At 63.4% G+C, this 14,456-nt stretch carries 14 protein-coding genes; 8 read left to right on the top strand and 6 right to left on the bottom strand.

All coding sequences use genetic code 11. From position 1 onward, the window contains the following. The first annotated feature begins 1 nt into the window (after position 1). A complete protein-coding gene (locus tag ABLV49_RS09375; protein WP_011801597.1) occupies positions 2-475 on the top strand; it encodes a SixA phosphatase family protein in 474 nt (157 codons plus the stop codon). A gap of 27 nt (positions 476-502) precedes the next feature. On the opposite strand, the gene ABLV49_RS09380 is transcribed toward ABLV49_RS09375, so the two are convergent. The 4 genes from ABLV49_RS09380 to ABLV49_RS09395 all read right to left on the bottom strand — a co-directional run bounded on the left by ABLV49_RS09380 (position 503) and on the right by ABLV49_RS09395 (position 4,470). Continuing rightward, on the bottom strand, positions 503-1,066 hold the full coding sequence (locus tag ABLV49_RS09380; RefSeq protein WP_349281318.1) for a hypothetical protein: 564 nt from the start codon (positions 1,064-1,066) through the stop codon (positions 503-505). Between the two features lie 71 nt (positions 1,067-1,137). Further along, complete coding sequence (locus tag ABLV49_RS09385; RefSeq protein ID WP_349281319.1) at positions 1,138-2,637, bottom strand: Ppx/GppA phosphatase family protein; 1,500 nt, start codon at positions 2,635-2,637, stop codon at positions 1,138-1,140. A gap of 66 nt (positions 2,638-2,703) precedes the next feature. Further along, complete coding sequence (locus ABLV49_RS09390) at positions 2,704-3,837, bottom strand: ABC transporter substrate-binding protein (RefSeq protein ID WP_349281320.1); 1,134 nt, start codon at positions 3,835-3,837, stop codon at positions 2,704-2,706. Positions 3,838-3,987: 150 nt separating this feature from the next. Further along, positions 3,988-4,470 carry a fasciclin domain-containing protein gene (locus ABLV49_RS09395; RefSeq protein ID WP_349281321.1) on the bottom strand — a complete coding sequence of 161 codons (483 nt, stop codon included), beginning with the start codon at positions 4,468-4,470 and terminating at the stop codon, positions 3,988-3,990. A 222-nt stretch (positions 4,471-4,692) separates the two neighbouring features. Between ABLV49_RS09395 and pstS the strand changes: the two genes are divergently transcribed. The 7 genes from pstS (at position 4,693) to phoR (ending at position 11,324) form a co-directional block, all read left to right on the top strand. Then, positions 4,693-5,712 (top strand): phosphate ABC transporter substrate-binding protein PstS, encoded by a 1,020-nt coding sequence (gene pstS, locus ABLV49_RS09400; RefSeq protein ID WP_432280025.1) that lies wholly within the window; start codon positions 4,693-4,695, stop codon positions 5,710-5,712. 132 nt (positions 5,713-5,844) lie between these two features. Then, the gene (pstC, locus tag ABLV49_RS09405; protein WP_349281323.1) at positions 5,845-6,810 is read left to right on the top strand and encodes a phosphate ABC transporter permease PstC; all 966 of its coding nucleotides are present in this window, start codon (positions 5,845-5,847) and stop codon (positions 6,808-6,810) included. Next, complete coding sequence (gene pstA / locus ABLV49_RS09410; RefSeq protein WP_349281324.1) at positions 6,807-7,679, top strand: phosphate ABC transporter permease PstA; 873 nt, start codon at positions 6,807-6,809, stop codon at positions 7,677-7,679. The genes pstC and pstA overlap by 4 nt, the downstream gene beginning before the upstream one ends. A 46-nt stretch (positions 7,680-7,725) precedes the next feature. Then, complete coding sequence (pstB, locus tag ABLV49_RS09415; protein ID WP_349281325.1) at positions 7,726-8,505, top strand: phosphate ABC transporter ATP-binding protein PstB; 780 nt, start codon at positions 7,726-7,728, stop codon at positions 8,503-8,505. A gap of 49 nt (positions 8,506-8,554) precedes the next feature. After that, a complete protein-coding gene (gene phoU, locus ABLV49_RS09420) occupies positions 8,555-9,259 on the top strand; it encodes a phosphate signaling complex protein PhoU (protein ID WP_011801588.1) in 705 nt (234 codons plus the stop codon). After that, positions 9,256-9,981, top strand: a complete 726-nt coding sequence (gene phoB, locus ABLV49_RS09425; protein WP_349281326.1) for a phosphate regulon transcriptional regulator PhoB — start codon at positions 9,256-9,258, stop codon at positions 9,979-9,981. The genes phoU and phoB overlap by 4 nt, the downstream gene beginning before the upstream one ends. After that, positions 9,978-11,324 (top strand): phosphate regulon sensor histidine kinase PhoR, encoded by a 1,347-nt coding sequence (phoR, locus tag ABLV49_RS09430; RefSeq protein ID WP_349281327.1) that lies wholly within the window; start codon positions 9,978-9,980, stop codon positions 11,322-11,324. Before phoB ends, phoR begins: the two co-directional genes overlap by 4 nt. Here phoR and ABLV49_RS09435 read toward each other — a convergent pair. Together ABLV49_RS09435 and ABLV49_RS09440 are read right to left on the bottom strand one after the other, a co-directional pair. Continuing rightward, positions 11,312-12,682: an MATE family efflux transporter gene (locus ABLV49_RS09435; protein WP_349281328.1), complete on the bottom strand. Its 1,371-nt coding sequence runs from the start codon at positions 12,680-12,682 to the stop codon at positions 11,312-11,314. The genes phoR and ABLV49_RS09435 overlap by 13 nt on opposite strands. Beyond that, positions 12,679-14,448 (bottom strand): hypothetical protein, encoded by a 1,770-nt coding sequence (locus ABLV49_RS09440; protein ID WP_349281329.1) that lies wholly within the window; start codon positions 14,446-14,448, stop codon positions 12,679-12,681. The genes ABLV49_RS09435 and ABLV49_RS09440 overlap by 4 nt, the downstream gene beginning before the upstream one ends. Positions 14,449-14,456: the final 8 nt, after the last annotated feature.

Consider the following 14,456-nt stretch of genomic DNA (forward strand, 5'->3'; position numbering starts at 1 on the left):
CATGGACCTGATTTTGTGGCGTCACGCTGAAGCGGAAGACCTGCCTGAAGGCGTTGTGGATGCGCAAAGAGACCTTGAACGCAAGCTGACCTCGCGCGGAGAAAAGCAGGCCGCGCGCATGGCCGAATGGCTGGACCGGCAGTTGCCCGGCAGTGCCCGCACCCTGGTGAGTCCGGCGCGGCGCTGCGAGCAGACCGCGCTGGCGCTGGGGCGAAAATTCAAGACCCGAGTCGAACTGGCACCGGGCGCCGCGCCCGAAGATGTGCTGGAACTGGTGCAGTGGCCGCTGAGCAAGACGCCGGTGCTGGTGATTGGCCACCAGCCCACGCTGGGGCAGGTCATTGCCCGGCTGCTGGGGCTGGTTGACTCCGACTGCGCCATCAAGAAAGGCGCGTTGTGGTGGCTGCGCACCCGCGAACGCGATGGCCAGGTGCAGGCTGTCGTGGTGACGGTTCAGTCGCCCGAACTGCTTTAGACGTCCCGCTGGAGCGCTGGCGGCGGCTTATTTTTTAAGCGCTGGCCGGCCGGTCTTGATGGTGGGAACCTGCGCCAGGGCCGTCAGCAATGCGGCATCCGACAGGGAGGCCAGTATCTTGATGCCCGCGCGCAGCAACTCACTCTTCTTGACAGCGCTGTTCAGCTTGGCAGCCCGCTGCTTCAGCTCATCAATCACCGCATATTCCGTTTTGGGAATGGTGAAACTGTCCCGGACCAGCTTGTCTTTTTTGGCTTTGTGCGGCGCAGCCGTTTTTTCAGGCTTCGCAGCGGCCACCGCTTTGACTGCAGGCGCCTTGGCTGCGGTCTTTTGAGGAGGGATCGCCTTCGCCGCTACTTTTTTGACGGGCGTCTTTCTGACGGCCGCTTTTTTAACGGCTGGTTTTGTGAGCGGTGCTGGTGTGACAGGCGTTGCTTCGGCGGCGACTTTTTTGGCGGGCGACCTTGCCCGCTTGACCGCGACCGGGGCGGCCTCCTGTTTTGCCGGGGCCGCCGGGGCTACGGGAGCGGGGGCCGGTGGTGAGCTTGTTGCGACAGGTGCGGATTCGGGGGGCTGTTGTGTGGTGCTCATGAGGGTATTCCTTGATTAAACGGTTTATACAGTTTAATCGAACTTTCATGAAAGCACCAAGATCCGCAGTCTTACAGGCCGGCAGCGTGCAAGGTCCAGGGTGTCTTTTGCCAGGACAGCATTTCTTCCCGCAGCAAATGAGCCGACTGGGGAAAAGCTTGCGCCCAGTCTGGCCGGCAGGTCAGCATGAAGCGCCGTCCGGGATCGGCGTCCCATTCGAGCTGCAGGCCCTTGAGGTCCGGGTCGCGCCGGGCGTGGCACAAGATGACGGCCAGGCGCAGGCACAGCAACTGCTGGACAAACAGCCGGTCTTCAAAATCAGCCTCCAGCTTGCGCAGCTTGCCCCGGTGGCCAAGCACCAGCAGGCTCAGGCGATGCATCTCGTGCACGGCAAAGCCGGGGGCGTCGGCATTGTCCAGAATATAGGCGCCGTGCTTGTGGTAATAGGTGTGTGAAATCTGGCTGCCGACTTCATGCAGCTGCGCGGCCCATCCCAGTTGGTGCTGCAGGCTGGCCGATTCCGCCTTGGGCAGGCTGCTGCCGGCCATCACGAACAGGTGCTGCGCCACCTGGCTGAGCCGCTCGGCCTGCACGCGGTCGGTATTGAAGTTGTGGGCCAGGCGCTGCACGCTGGTGGTGCGCAAATCGGTCAGGTCTTCGTCCCGCTCCACCAGGTCATACAGCACGCCGTGGCGCAGCGCGCCCTGCGCCGCCTGCATTTTCTCAATGCCCAGCAGGTCAAACACCGCCCTGAGCACGCTGATGCCGCCGCCAATGACGGCCCGGCGCTCTTCCTTCATGCCTTCGATCTTGATCCGGTCGGCGCTTTGCGCCTTGATCAGGCGGTCCAGCAGCCAGTCCAGGCCTTCGCGGGTGACCACATCGGGCTGCCAGCCCGCTGCGGCCAGCACTTCGCTGACCGCGCCTATGGTTCCTGACGAGCCGTAAGCGGCATCCCAGGCCTGCGGGCGATAGGCCGTCATGGCTTCGTCAAGCACCGCCTTGGCGGCAATTTCGGCCAGCTCGAAAGCCCGGGCGCTGAACAGCCCCTGGGGAAAATAGCGCATCGACCAGGCCACGCTGCCCACGCGGTAAGACTCCAGCGTATGCGCATCCAGGCCCTGGCCGAGGATCATTTCGGTCGAGCGCCCGCCGATATCGACCACCAGGCGCCGCTCGCTGGACTGCGGCAGCAAATGGGCCACGCCCTGGTAGATCAGCCGGGCTTCCTCGCGGCCGGCAATCACGTCAATCGGAAAACCGAGAATTTTCTGGCCGCGACTGATGAATTCCTCGCGGTTGAGGGCTTCGCGCAGGGTCTGCGTGGCCACCGCCCGGACCTGTTCTTTCCTGAATCCCGCCAGCCGTTCGCCGAAGCGCGCCAGGCAGTCCCAGCCGCGCTGCATGGCATCTGGCGACAGGTTGCGGTCGGCGTCCAGGCCATTGCCCTGACGCACGGTTTCCTTGAGGTACTCGATCCGGTGGATGCGGCCATGGTCAAGGCGGCCAATTTCAAGGCGAAAGCTGTTGGACCCCAAGTCCACAGCGGCAAGCAGTGTTCCGTTTTGCATGTTTGAGCTTTTAGTTCGGAAGCCAGCATAGCATTGGCCCCGAGCACATTTCATCATGGGCATGGATCAGCCGATCAGCCGGCCGTCCAGCGTCATCATGCTTTGCGTCACATAGGTGCCGCTTCGGTGCCGGGCGTCGAATGCGATGTGAAACCCGCCGAGGTTCAGGCTGGTGCGCTGCTGAAAGCCGGCCAGGACGCTCTGGCGGCTCAGCGGCGCGTCGATTCCGCCCAGCACCTCAAAGGTGTAGCGAGCGGCAATGAAGCCGGCCAGGCTCAAGGGTGTGGGGGGTTCGTCGAACAGCCGGGCCAGCGTTTCACGGTACTGCCGCACGACCGGCAAGGCGGCGTTGACCATCGGCACCGGCTGGGTGGCAATGATCGGCGTGTTGCGCGCCGCACCCATCTGCAGCAGGGTTTGCAGGTTGACGTCGGCCAGGGCCACGATGTAGCGCTGGCGGGCCTGCTTTTCCAGCCCCTGCGTGAACTGGGCCAGCTCCGGCGTGCCGCCCACGAACAGCAGCACGGAGGGCGTGCCGGTGGTGAGCTTCTGGCCCAGCAGGCGCACATCCCCGGTGCCCTGGAAAGACTGCAGCTGCAACTGCATGCTGGCCGCGATGCGTTCGACTTCGAGGTGATAGGCCGCATGCTCCCGGGCGCTTGCATACACGGCGCCCAGCACTTTCACGCCCATGACCGACAGGTTCTTCAGCGCATGGGCGATCTGTTCCTGGCGCGCCGCGAAGATCGGGAAGGTCTTGCCGTCCACTTCAAGACTGGAGTTTTGCAGCCAGGGCGCGGCATGGGCGATGTTCAGGCCGTCCTGGCGCGACAGGGCGGCTACCTGGCTGGCCAGCAGGTCGCCGACACTGCCGGACAGCACCAGGCAGGACGGGTTGGCCAGGGCTTCATTGAGGGCGGAGCGCACGCTGGCGGCCGTGCCGTCGGTTTCCAGCGCCAGGTGCGCGACCGGCCGGCCGCGAATGCCGCCGCGTGAATTGATGTCCTGCCAGGCGGCGCGCGAGCCAATCAGGAAATCCTTGGACACATCCTGCTGTGCCTCCGAGAAGTCCACCAGCTGGGCCACCGTCAGGCTGCGCGAGGACGCTGCCGGCTTGCCAGGCTGCGCCCAGCCGGCGGTGGTCGCGGCGGCGCCCGCCGTCAGCAGGCCGGCGCGCCGCAGCCAATGGCGGCGATTCAAAGGGGAGGGGGCAGGCAGCATATTTGTTTTTCAGTGAACTTGGACCATGAACCAGAGTGCTATGAAATAAATAGCTACCAGCGCCCTTGCAGCATGCGCAAAAGGCATAAATTGGCAATAAACAAGGCTGTCGGGATGCCTTGTCCGGGTTTAGCGGCTGGCCGGCGGCAAAAGAACACTGTCCACGACATGGATCACGCCGTTGCTGGCGGCAATGTCCGGCGTTTGCACCAGGGCGTCTTCCACGGTCACGAAGTCGCCGGCCCGCGAAAGCGCCAGGCTGGCGCCGTTGACGGTCTTGCTGTTGCCGTTCTTGACATCGGCCAGCATGACCTTGCCGGGAATGACGTGGTAGGTGAGCAGCGCCTTGAGCTTGGCCGGGTCGCTGGCCAGCGCCTCCATGGTCTTGGCCGGTACCTTGGCAAAGGCTTCATTGGTGGGCGCAAAAACCGTGAAGGGGCCGCTGCCCTTGAGCGTGTCCGTCAGGCCGGCTTTGACAACGAGGCCGTTCAGGGTCGAGAGTTGCGGCCGTGCGGCCACGGTGTCAGCGACTGAAACGGGAAGCGAGGTCGAAGCACAGCCAGAAAGGATCGCAACGGCGGTAAGGACAAATATGAAATGGCGCTTGAGCATGTGAATCTCCTGGGTAACTGGGTAAGACAGCCGAAAGCGTAAGGGGGCTCCATGACCGCTTTGTGACAGAAATTTGAATGTTTTGTGACAGCAAGGTGTCGGTTTCACCTTGGCAAAATGCCGCAGGCCTGTCATATCCCTGTCACACAAGACTTCTACAGTGGCGCCATCTTTCTTATCAACCGTAAAGGTGTTCTGATGCAATCAACTCTCAAAGCTTCGATGACCGTGACCCTGGGCGCTGCCCTGATGTCGTTTGCCACGCTGTCGGCTGCGCAGGATGTCACGGGCGCTGGCGCGAGCTTTCCGGCACCGCTTTACTCCAAGTGGGCGGCTGACTACAACAAGGCCACCGGCATCAAGATCAATTACCAGTCGGTGGGTTCGGGCGCCGGCTTGCGCCAGATCGAAGCCAAGACGGTTGATTTCGGCGCTTCGGATGCACCTTTGAAAGATGAAGAACTCGCCAAGAAAGGCTTGATGCAGTTCCCCACCGTGATCGGCGGCGTGGTGCCGGTGGTCAACATCAAGGGCATTGCCTCCGGCCAGCTCAAGCTCAGCGGCCAGGTGCTGGGCGATATCTATCTGGGCAAGATCACCAAGTGGAGCGATCCGGCCATCAAGGCCCTGAACCCCACGCTGCCTTTGCCTGATGCCGCCATCGCTCCGGTGCGCCGCGCCGATGGTTCGGGCACCAGCTTTATCTTCACGAATTACCTGAGCAAGGCCAACGCCGAGTGGAAAACCAAGGTGGGCGAGGGCACGGCCGTGAACTGGCCGGTGGGCGCGGGCGGCAAGGGCAATGAAGGCGTGGCGGCATTTGTCGGCCGTCTGCCCAACTCGATTGGCTATGTCGAGTACGCCTATGTCAAGCAAAACAAGATGACGTTTGCCCAGCTCAAGAATGCTGCTGGCAATTTCGTGTCGCCCGAGGACACGGCTTTCAAGGCCGCAGCCGCCGGTGCCGAATGGTCCAAAAGCTTCTACCAGATCCTGACCGAGCAGCCCGGCAAGGATGCCTGGCCCATCACCGGCGCGACCTTCATCCTGATGCAGAAAGTCCAGGACAAACCGGCCCAGGCCACCACGTCGCTCAAGTTCTTCGAGTGGGCTTACAAGAATGGCGACCAGACCGCTGACGCGCTGGACTATGTGCCCATGCCGGCCAACGTGAAGCTCATCGTCGAAAAAGCCTGGGGCGAGATCAAGGACGCTTCGGGTAAAACCGTCGCCTACAAGTAAATCGCCAGATTAATAGTCAGGCAGCAGGCTTTGCACTCCAGCTTACAACCATAGGGGTTTTATTTCGTGTCCTCTACACTTCCGGCAAGCCGGGCCGCTTTTGAGTTTCCGGCAAAAGCGACCGGACGCGCCATGACCAATCCTCCCCCTGTCAAACCTGTGAAACGAAGCCCGCTGCCGGACCGGATTTTCGGCTGGGCCGCGCTGGCGGCCGCGCTGCTGACGCTGGGCCTCTTGATTGCCATCCTGGTGTCGCTGGTGATTGGCGCCTGGCCGGCGATCAGCAAATATGGCCTCGGATTTTTGACCAACAGCGTCTGGGATCCGGTGCAGAACGAGTACGGCGGGCTGGTGATGATTTACGGCACGCTGGCCACCTCCTTCATCGCGCTCTTGATTGCCGTGCCGGTGAGTTTTGGCATTGCGCTGTTTCTGACCGAGCTGTCGCCGGCCTGGCTCAAGCGCCCGCTCGGCACGGCCATCGAGTTGCTGGCCGCCGTGCCGTCCATCGTCTATGGCATGTGGGGCTTGCTGGTGTTCGGCCCCATCCTGGCCACCTATGTGCAGCAGCCGCTGCAAAACATGTTCAGCGACGTGCCTTACCTGGGCGCGCTGTTTTCAGGCCCGCCGGTCGGTATCGGCATCCTGTCGGCCGGAATTATTCTGGCCATCATGATCATCCCGTTCATCGCCTCGGTGATGCGCGACGTGTTCGAGGTCACGCCGGTGCTGCTCAAGGAATCGGCCTACGGACTCGGGGCCACGACCTGGGAAGTGGTGTCCAAGGTGGTGCTGCCTTACACCAAGGCCGGCGTCATGGGCGGCATCATGCTGGGGCTGGGGCGTGCGCTGGGTGAAACCATGGCGGTGACGTTTGTCATCGGCAACTTCAACCAGCTCGATTCCCTGAGCCTGTTCCAGGCGGCCAACAGCATCACGTCGGCACTGGCCAACGAGTTTGCCGAAGCCGGTGAAGGCCTGCACCAGGCGTCGCTGATCTACCTGGGCCTGGTCCTGTTCTTCATCACCTTCGTGGTGCTGTCGCTGTCCAAGCTGCTGCTGTCGCAGTTGCAGAAAAATGAAGGAGCCAAGTCATGAGCGCCGTCATGCAAAACGCCGCGCAGGCGGCACGCCTGGCCAAGTTTTCCCGGCGCAAGCGGGTCAATCAGCTCGCGCTGGTGCTGTCGCTGGCGGCCATGGCCTTTGGTTTGTTCTGGCTGTTCTGGATCTTGTGGGAAACCGTCAGGCTGGGCATAGGCGGCATCTCGCTGGCGACCTTCACCGAAATGACGCCGGCCCCCAATGAAGAGGGCGGCATTGCCAATGCAATCTACGGCTCGCTGCTGATGGTGCTGCTGTCCACCTTTGTCGGCACGCCCGTCGGCATCATGGCCGGCATCTACCTGGCCGAGTACAACACCAAGGGGCTTCTCGCTTCCATCACGCGCTTTGTCAACGACATCCTGCTGTCGGCGCCTTCCATCGTGATTGGCCTGTTTGTCTATGCCATCGTGGTGTCGCGCTTTCATTCGTTTTCAGGCTGGGCCGGTGTCCTGGCGCTGGCGCTGATCGTGATTCCGGTGGTGATCCGCACGACCGAGAACATGCTGCAACTGATTCCGCCGGGCCTGCGCGAAGCGGCCTATGCGCTGGGCGCGCCCAAGTGGAAGGTCATCACCAGCATCACGCTGCGCGCTGCCCGCTCCGGCGTGGTCACCGGGATTTTGCTGGCCGTGGCGCGCATCGCCGGTGAAACCGCGCCGCTGCTGTTCACCGCCCTGAACAACCAGTTCTGGACCTCGAACCTGAACCAGCCGATGGCCAGCCTGCCGGTAACGATCTTCAAGTTCGCCATGAGCCCGTATGAAAACTGGCAGAAACTGGCCTGGGCGGGCGTCTTCATCATCACGATGGCGGTGCTGGGCCTGAATATCCTGGCGCGCGTGCTGACGCGCAAAAAAGACTGAACTTCCGGCAACTCACAGCCCGGCTACCTAAAAGACAAGGTGAATGATGGATACCCAGACCGCAACCCGTGAAAAATCTAAAATTTCAGTCAACAACCTGAATTTTTACTACGGCAAATTCCATGCCCTCAAGAACATCAACCTTGAAATTCCCGAGAACAAGGTGACGGCTTTCATCGGCCCTTCGGGCTGCGGAAAATCGACCCTGCTGCGGATTTTCAACCGCATGTACGAGTTGTACCCCGAGCAGCGGGCGCAAGGCGAAGTGATGCTGGACGGCACCAACCTGCTCACCTCCAAAGAGGATGTGGCGCTGCTTCGGGCCAAGGTCGGCATGGTGTTCCAGAAACCGACACCGTTCCCGATGTCGATTTACGACAACATTGCATTCGGCGTGAAGCTGTTTGAAAACCTCAATGCTTCCGACATGGACGAGCGGGTCGAATGGGCCTTGCGCAAGGCCGCTTTGTGGACCGAGGTCAAGGACAAGCTCAACCAGAGCGGCTCCAGCCTGTCGGGCGGCCAGCAGCAGCGGCTGTGCATTGCCCGGGGCATCGCCATCAAGCCCGAAGTGCTGCTGCTCGACGAGCCCTGCTCGGCGCTGGACCCGATTTCGACCGCCAAGGTCGAGGAGCTGATTGCCGAGCTGAAAGACGACTACACCGTGGTCATCGTGACGCACAACATGCAGCAGGCCGCGCGCTGCAGCGACTACACGGCCTACATGTATTTGGGCGATCTGGTGGAGTTCGGCGCTACTGAAGAAATATTCTTCAAGCCCAAGCGCAAGGAAACCGAAGACTACATCACCGGCCGTTTCGGCTGAGCAAGAAGCAAATAATCAAGAAGTAAATAAGCAAGCAAGGAGCAACACCATGGCTGACAAACACCTGTCCACCCAGTTCGACAGTGAACTCAACGGGGTATCGTCCCGCGTGATGGAACTCGGCGGACTGGTCGAATCCCAGCTGCGGCTGGCGATTTATGCGCTGTCGCAGTTCAGCGCCGAAAGCGCCAACCAGGTCATCGAAACCGAGCTTCGCGTCAACGGCATGGAGTTGGAGATTGACCGCGAACTGTCGTCCATCATCGCGCGGCGCCAGCCCACGGCGCGCGACCTGCGCCTGCTGATCGCGATTTCAAAAACCACCGCCAACCTGGAGCGGGCGGGCGATGAGGCGGCGAAAATCGCCCGCATGGTCAAGTCCATCATCGACAGCGGTGCATCGCGCACGCTGCCATCGACCGATCTGCGGGTGGCTGCCGACCTGGCCTCGGGCCTGCTGCGCAAGGCGCTCGACGCCTTTGCCCGGCTGGACACGGCGGCGGCGGTGTCCATCCTCAAGGAAGACGACCAGATCGACGCTGAATTCGATGGCTTCGTGCGCAAGCTGATCACCTACATGATGGAAGACCCGCGCACCATCTCGGCCAGCCTGGACCTGCTGTTCATCGCCAAGGCCATCGAGCGCGTGGGCGACCATGCCAAGAACATTGCCGAGTTCATCATCTACATCGTCAAGGGTGCCGATGTCCGGCACAGCCCGATGGACCAGATCGAGTCTGCCGTCAAGCAATGAAACATCTGCCGCGTGTATTGATTGTTGAGGATGAACCGGCCATTGCCGAACTGATTCAGGTCAACCTGAAGCACGGCGGCTTCATTCCGGTGCTGGCCTACGACAGCGTGGCGGCCCAGCGCGAACTGGACGCGATGCTGCCCGACGTGATTTTGCTCGACTGGATGCTACCGGGCCAGAGCGGCCTGAGCCTGGCACGCCACTGGCGCAAGCAGGAGCGGACCCGAAGCATTCCGATCCTGATGCTGACCGCGCGCGGCGACGAGCCCGACAAGGTGGCCGGGCTGGACGCCGGCGCCGACGACTACATCACCAAGCCTTTTTCCACGCAGGAGCTGCTGGCGCGCATCCGCGCCGTGCTGCGCCGCCGCGCGCCCGAGTCGCAGGGCGACAGCGTGACCGTGGGCGCGCTGGTGCTCGATGCCGCCACCCACCGCATTGCCTGGCAGGGCCAGGACCTCAAGCTGGGGCCGACCGAGTTCAAGCTGCTGCACTACCTGATGAAGCATCCGGAAAGGGTGCACAGCCGCAGCAGCCTGCTCGACAAGGTCTGGGGCGACCATGTGTTCATTGAAGAGCGCACGGTTGATGTGCATGTCAAGCGCCTGCGCGAGGCGCTGGGCGCGGCCGGCGCCATGGTGGAAACCGTTCGTGGGGCCGGCTACCGGCTGACCGGCGTGGTTGCAAAACCTCCTGCCGCCGCGGCATCTGCGGGGTCATGATCCGGCGCTGGATCGCTTTTTCCTGCTGTGCGGTGGTCGGCGGCGCCGTGGGCTGGTGGGCCGGTTCACGGGAAGGCCTGGCCTGGGGGCTGCTGCTGGGCGCTGCCGGCTGGCAGCTCATGGACAGTTTTTACGCCAGGCGGCTTCTCAACTGGCTGCGGTCGGAGCAGAGCAACGAAACGCCGATCCTGATGGCGGGCGCGCAACCCCGCCTGCCCGGTGTCTGGGGCGAGGCCGCCGACCGCGTGCGCCGGCTGCTGAAAAACCGCCACCAGCAGTACAGCGAAAGCCAGGCGCGCCTGGATGAATTCCTGTCCGCCCTGCAGGCTTCGCCCAACGGCGTGGTGCTGCTGGACGACGCGGGCCGCATCGAGTGGTGCAACCAGATGGCGGCGCAGCATTTCGGTTTTGATGCCAGGCGCGACATCCAGCAGCACATTGCCAACCTGGTGCGTGACCCGGCCTTCAATGCCTACATGGCGACGGCCAATTTTTCGCAGGAGGTGGTGATTCCGGGCAATTTCAGCACCCAGGCGCGCCCCGTCAAGCTGTCGGTGCATGTGCATTGTTATGGCAAGGGCAAAAAACTCCTGCTCTCGCGCGACATCACCGCGCTGGAGCAGGCCGAAGCCATGCGGCGCGATTTCGTGGCCAATGTGTCGCACGAAATCCGCACGCCCCTGACCGTGGTGTCGGGCTTCATCGAAACCCTGCAAACCTTTCCCTTGAAGAAGCCCGAGCGCGACCGTTACCTCTGCCTGATGGCCCAGCAGTCGCAGCGCATGCAGACGCTGGTGGATGATTTGCTGACGCTGTCGCGCCTGGAAGGCAGTCCGCTGCCCGGCGCCCAGGAGTGGAGCGCGACCAAAATTCTGTTTGCGCAGTGCGAACAGGAAGCCCGGGCGCTTTCCGGCGTGATTGCGCCGCAGGGCCATCAACTGGTGTTCGAGCCCGGCCCGGCCTGTGAAATAGCCGGCATCCAGCGGGAGATCTGCAGCGCTCTGTCCAATCTGGTCACCAATGCAGTGCGCTACACGCCCGAGGCCGGGCTGATTCGCGTCAGCTGGGCGCTGCTGGCCGATGGGCGCGGCGAGTTCCGCGTCAGGGATTCAGGACCGGGCATTGCGCCCGAGCACCTGCCCCGGCTGACCGAGCGCTTTTACCGGGTGGACCGCAGCCGTTCGCGCGAGACCGGCGGCACCGGTCTGGGGCTGGCGATCGTCAAGCATGTGGCCCAGCGCCACGGGGCAGAACTGCGGATTGAAAGCCAGGTGGGGCAGGGCTCGTGCTTTTCCATCATCTTTCCCGCTGCCCGGGTACGCCAGCCGGTTCAGGCAGCCTGAGTGCTGTCTGCCGGGGCAGGCGGGCTACTGCGCCGCACGGCGTACAGCAGCAAGCCCAGCAGGCAAGCGGCCACCAGAGCGATGGCCAGCGTGCTGGCGGCCCAGAAGCTGCTGGCCGCTTGCGTGGCGGCGTGCCCGGCAAGGCCGACATAAGCCAGCTGGTAGCCGCCAAACAGGCCCAGCCCCCAGAGCAGCATGCCGTACAGCGCCAGCGGCGCCATCGTGATGCGGTAGCAGCGCAGCAAGAACGCGCACAGCGCCTGCATCGCATCGGCCACGTGGTAGAAGGCCACCCACACCAGCAGGGTCGAGGCCAGCGCAACCACTTCGGGACTTGCCGAATACCAGCCCGCCAGCAACTGACATGCTATGGAAACAATAGCTGCCAGAGCAAGCGCAATAAGCATAGTGAGCTTCAAACCCATAAAAACCACGCGTTTGGCATGGTCCGGCCGGCCCGCGCCCAGCCAGAACGACACCCGGGCGCTGCAGGCCACCGCCATCGACAGCGGCATCATGTACAGCACGGCCGCCACGCTGGCGGCAATCTGGTGGCTGGCCGAAGCGATGGTTCCCAGCCGGGCGATGAACAGCGCCATCAGCGTGAAGGATGTAACTTCAACCAGGTAGGCCAGCCCGCCGGGAATGCCGAGCCGGGCGAAGCTGCGCAGTTGCGGCCAGTCGGGCCGCTCCATCTGCCGCCAGATGGCGTATGGCTGGTAAATACCCTGGGTTCGCAGCATGACCACGGCCAGCAGCAGCAGGAGGTAGTTGACCGCCAGCGTGGCCCAGGCGCAGCCCACGGCGCCCATGGCATCGATGCCGCCGCCGCCGGCCACCAGCCAGATCGACAAGGGGATCTTGAGCCCCAGCGCGGCAATCTGCAGCCAGGTCACCAGGCGCGGCTTGCCCAGGGACTGGTTGAAGGTAGCGTAAAGCCGGAACAGCAGGGAAGGGGCAAAGGCAAAGGCCAGCACGGCGAGGTAGCGCTGCACTTCGTCCTGCATCAGGGCGGGCACCTGCGCCCAGCGAAGGAGCACGCCCGGAAACAGCAGGGCGGCCATGCCCGCGATGCTGATGAAGCCGCACAAATACAGGCTTTGCCGCAGCGAGCGCCCGACCGCTTCATGCTGGCGTGCGCCCAGCATTTCGGCCCAGATCGGGAGCAGCGCCTGCACGATGCCGATCAGCCCGACATACACGCTGATGTACAGCGCCGAGCCCACCGACAGCGCCGCCAGTGCCGCATCGCTGTAGCGTCCGGCAATCACGGTGTCGGCAACGCCGAAGGCCATCACGGCCAGCTGGCCGACCAGGATGGTGGCTGCATGGCGGCTGACCAGCCTGATCTCGCTCATGGACGCGGCGGGGCAGTCGCCGGACTGGCCGGGCGGTTGAGGCTGACGCGCTTGTACACCAGCATGTTTTCAGTTTTGTCGGTGGGTTTTCGCACCGTGGCCTGGAACGCCCAGTCGGGCAGGTTCACCGCTGCGCTCAGGCTTGGCTGGGCCGCGACATCGACCACCAGGTAGGGACAGCTGGCCTGCGGGCTTGCCTGGCGCAGTTCGAGCTGGCCGTGGTACTGCAGGGCCGCCGCCTGGGCGCTGCCGACGCCGTAGATTTCGACACAGCTTTTTTTATCCACCAGGCTGGCCACCTGGCGCGACAGCGGCCCCAGGCTGCGCGCGTAGTCCAGCAAGGGCATCCAGAGCGTCATCAGCAGCAGCCAGCAAAGCGTGGCGCCACCCGCAGGCAGCACCAGCGATTTCCAGATGGCTGCGCGGTGCGCACCCGTGCGCCACCGCACCAGCCAGGCCCAGGCCAGCGTGGCGACCACCGCTGTCGCAAAGGCAATCAGTGAAAAACTGGGCTCGAACCCCGGCGCCAGCTTGGCGACATTGGCGGCGGGTTGCCGTGGGACGCCGGTCTGCATGGCAATCCAGATGACCCAGATGATGATCGCGCAGCCGGTGAAAAACAGCAGCGTGAACCAGTCAATCAGCGACGCCACGCTGCGCTTGAGCGTGGGCAGCGCAAAGGCAGCCAGGGCGGCCAGCGGCGGCAGGCTCAGCAGCAGGCTCCGGTCGGAAGCCGTCGTGGTGAGCGTCGAGACCACCGCCATGCCGGCAAACCACAGCGGCAGCGCCACATGGCGGCTGGCCAGTTGCCTGCGCCAGCCCCACAGGGTCCATAAGGCCAGTGGCCAGGCAGGCCAGGTAAACCACAGCAGCAAGCGTCCCAGGCTTTTCAAGTCATTCCAGGCGGGCTCGCCGTCCGTGCCGGGCAATTGAATTCGCCAGCGCCACAGGTCCAATCCGGAACTCAGCAGCGAAACGGCCAGCGTGATGCCGGCGATCAGCAGCACCCAGTGCCAGGAGTGCCGCTTGCTGGCTGCATTGGCGCTTTTTGCCGAATTCCCCCAGCGCCTGTGCATCCACTCCACCAGCGTGCCGCCCACGCCAAGCAGCAAGGCCAGCGTTGGCGCGCCACTCAGCGCCAGGCCTGCCAGGCCGATCAGCAAGCCCAGCGCCGGGCCAATAATCTGGGTCGCGCGGCGGTAGGGGCTGGAGGCCATGGCATAAAACGCCAACGCGGTAAAGCCCAGTTGCGCCAGGGCGGGCGTGGTTTCGTGCGAAAACTGCGCCAGCCCCAAACTGGCAATCAGCGCCAGCACGCCCGCATCGGCGATGGCCCGTGCATAGTCCACCGAGTTCGCTTCGCCGCCAAAGGCAAAGGCGACGGGCTGGGCTTGCGGGCTTCGGGCCAGGTAATACACGCCATACCAGGTGGCCAGCAGCGTCAGCGTCAGCAGCAGCATGAAAGGAATGCGCACGGCCAGGGCCGGATCAAGAAAAGGCAGAACCTTGATGGCGATGGCGCCCAGCCAGTACGGAGCCAGCGCGTCAAACCCGGTCACCTGGCCAAGCAATTGCGGTTGCAGCCAGTTGGCTGCATCGGAGGTGAGTTCGCGCATCACGCCAAAGGCCGCGATGTCCTCGTTTTTCCAGGGACCGCGACCCAGGAAACCGGGCACGATATAGGCCATGCAAAACAGCAGCAGCGCCCAGCGCGGCAGGCGTCGGACGGCGGACTGGGCAATGATGGCGGGAGATGGTTTGTTCAAAACGGCTT

It is taken from the genome of Polaromonas hydrogenivorans (assembly GCF_040105105.1).
In the GTDB taxonomy this organism is placed as follows: Bacteria; Pseudomonadota; Gammaproteobacteria; order Burkholderiales; family Burkholderiaceae_C; genus Polaromonas; species Polaromonas hydrogenivorans.

What these genes read in the sequence shown, in the direction of transcription:
- ABLV49_RS09375 (WP_011801597.1), top strand. Translation starts at nt 2, where the DNA reads ATGGACCTGATTTTGTGGCGTCACGCTGAAGCGGAAGACCTGCCTGAA.
- ABLV49_RS09380 (WP_349281318.1), bottom strand. Translation starts at nt 1,066, where the DNA reads ATGAGCACCACACAACAGCCCCCCGAATCCGCACCTGTCGCAACAAGC.
- ABLV49_RS09385 (WP_349281319.1), bottom strand. Translation starts at nt 2,637, where the DNA reads ATGCAAAACGGAACACTGCTTGCCGCTGTGGACTTGGGGTCCAACAGC.
- ABLV49_RS09395 (WP_349281321.1), bottom strand. Translation starts at nt 4,470, where the DNA reads ATGCTCAAGCGCCATTTCATATTTGTCCTTACCGCCGTTGCGATCCTT.
- pstS (WP_432280025.1), top strand. Translation starts at nt 4,693, where the DNA reads ATGACCGTGACCCTGGGCGCTGCCCTGATGTCGTTTGCCACGCTGTCG.
- pstC (WP_349281323.1), top strand. Translation starts at nt 5,845, where the DNA reads ATGACCAATCCTCCCCCTGTCAAACCTGTGAAACGAAGCCCGCTGCCG.
- pstA (WP_349281324.1), top strand. Translation starts at nt 6,807, where the DNA reads ATGAGCGCCGTCATGCAAAACGCCGCGCAGGCGGCACGCCTGGCCAAG.
- pstB (WP_349281325.1), top strand. Translation starts at nt 7,726, where the DNA reads ATGGATACCCAGACCGCAACCCGTGAAAAATCTAAAATTTCAGTCAAC.
- phoU (WP_011801588.1), top strand. Translation starts at nt 8,555, where the DNA reads ATGGCTGACAAACACCTGTCCACCCAGTTCGACAGTGAACTCAACGGG.
- phoB (WP_349281326.1), top strand. Translation starts at nt 9,256, where the DNA reads ATGAAACATCTGCCGCGTGTATTGATTGTTGAGGATGAACCGGCCATT.
- phoR (WP_349281327.1), top strand. Translation starts at nt 9,978, where the DNA reads ATGATCCGGCGCTGGATCGCTTTTTCCTGCTGTGCGGTGGTCGGCGGC.
- ABLV49_RS09435 (WP_349281328.1), bottom strand. Translation starts at nt 12,682, where the DNA reads ATGAGCGAGATCAGGCTGGTCAGCCGCCATGCAGCCACCATCCTGGTC.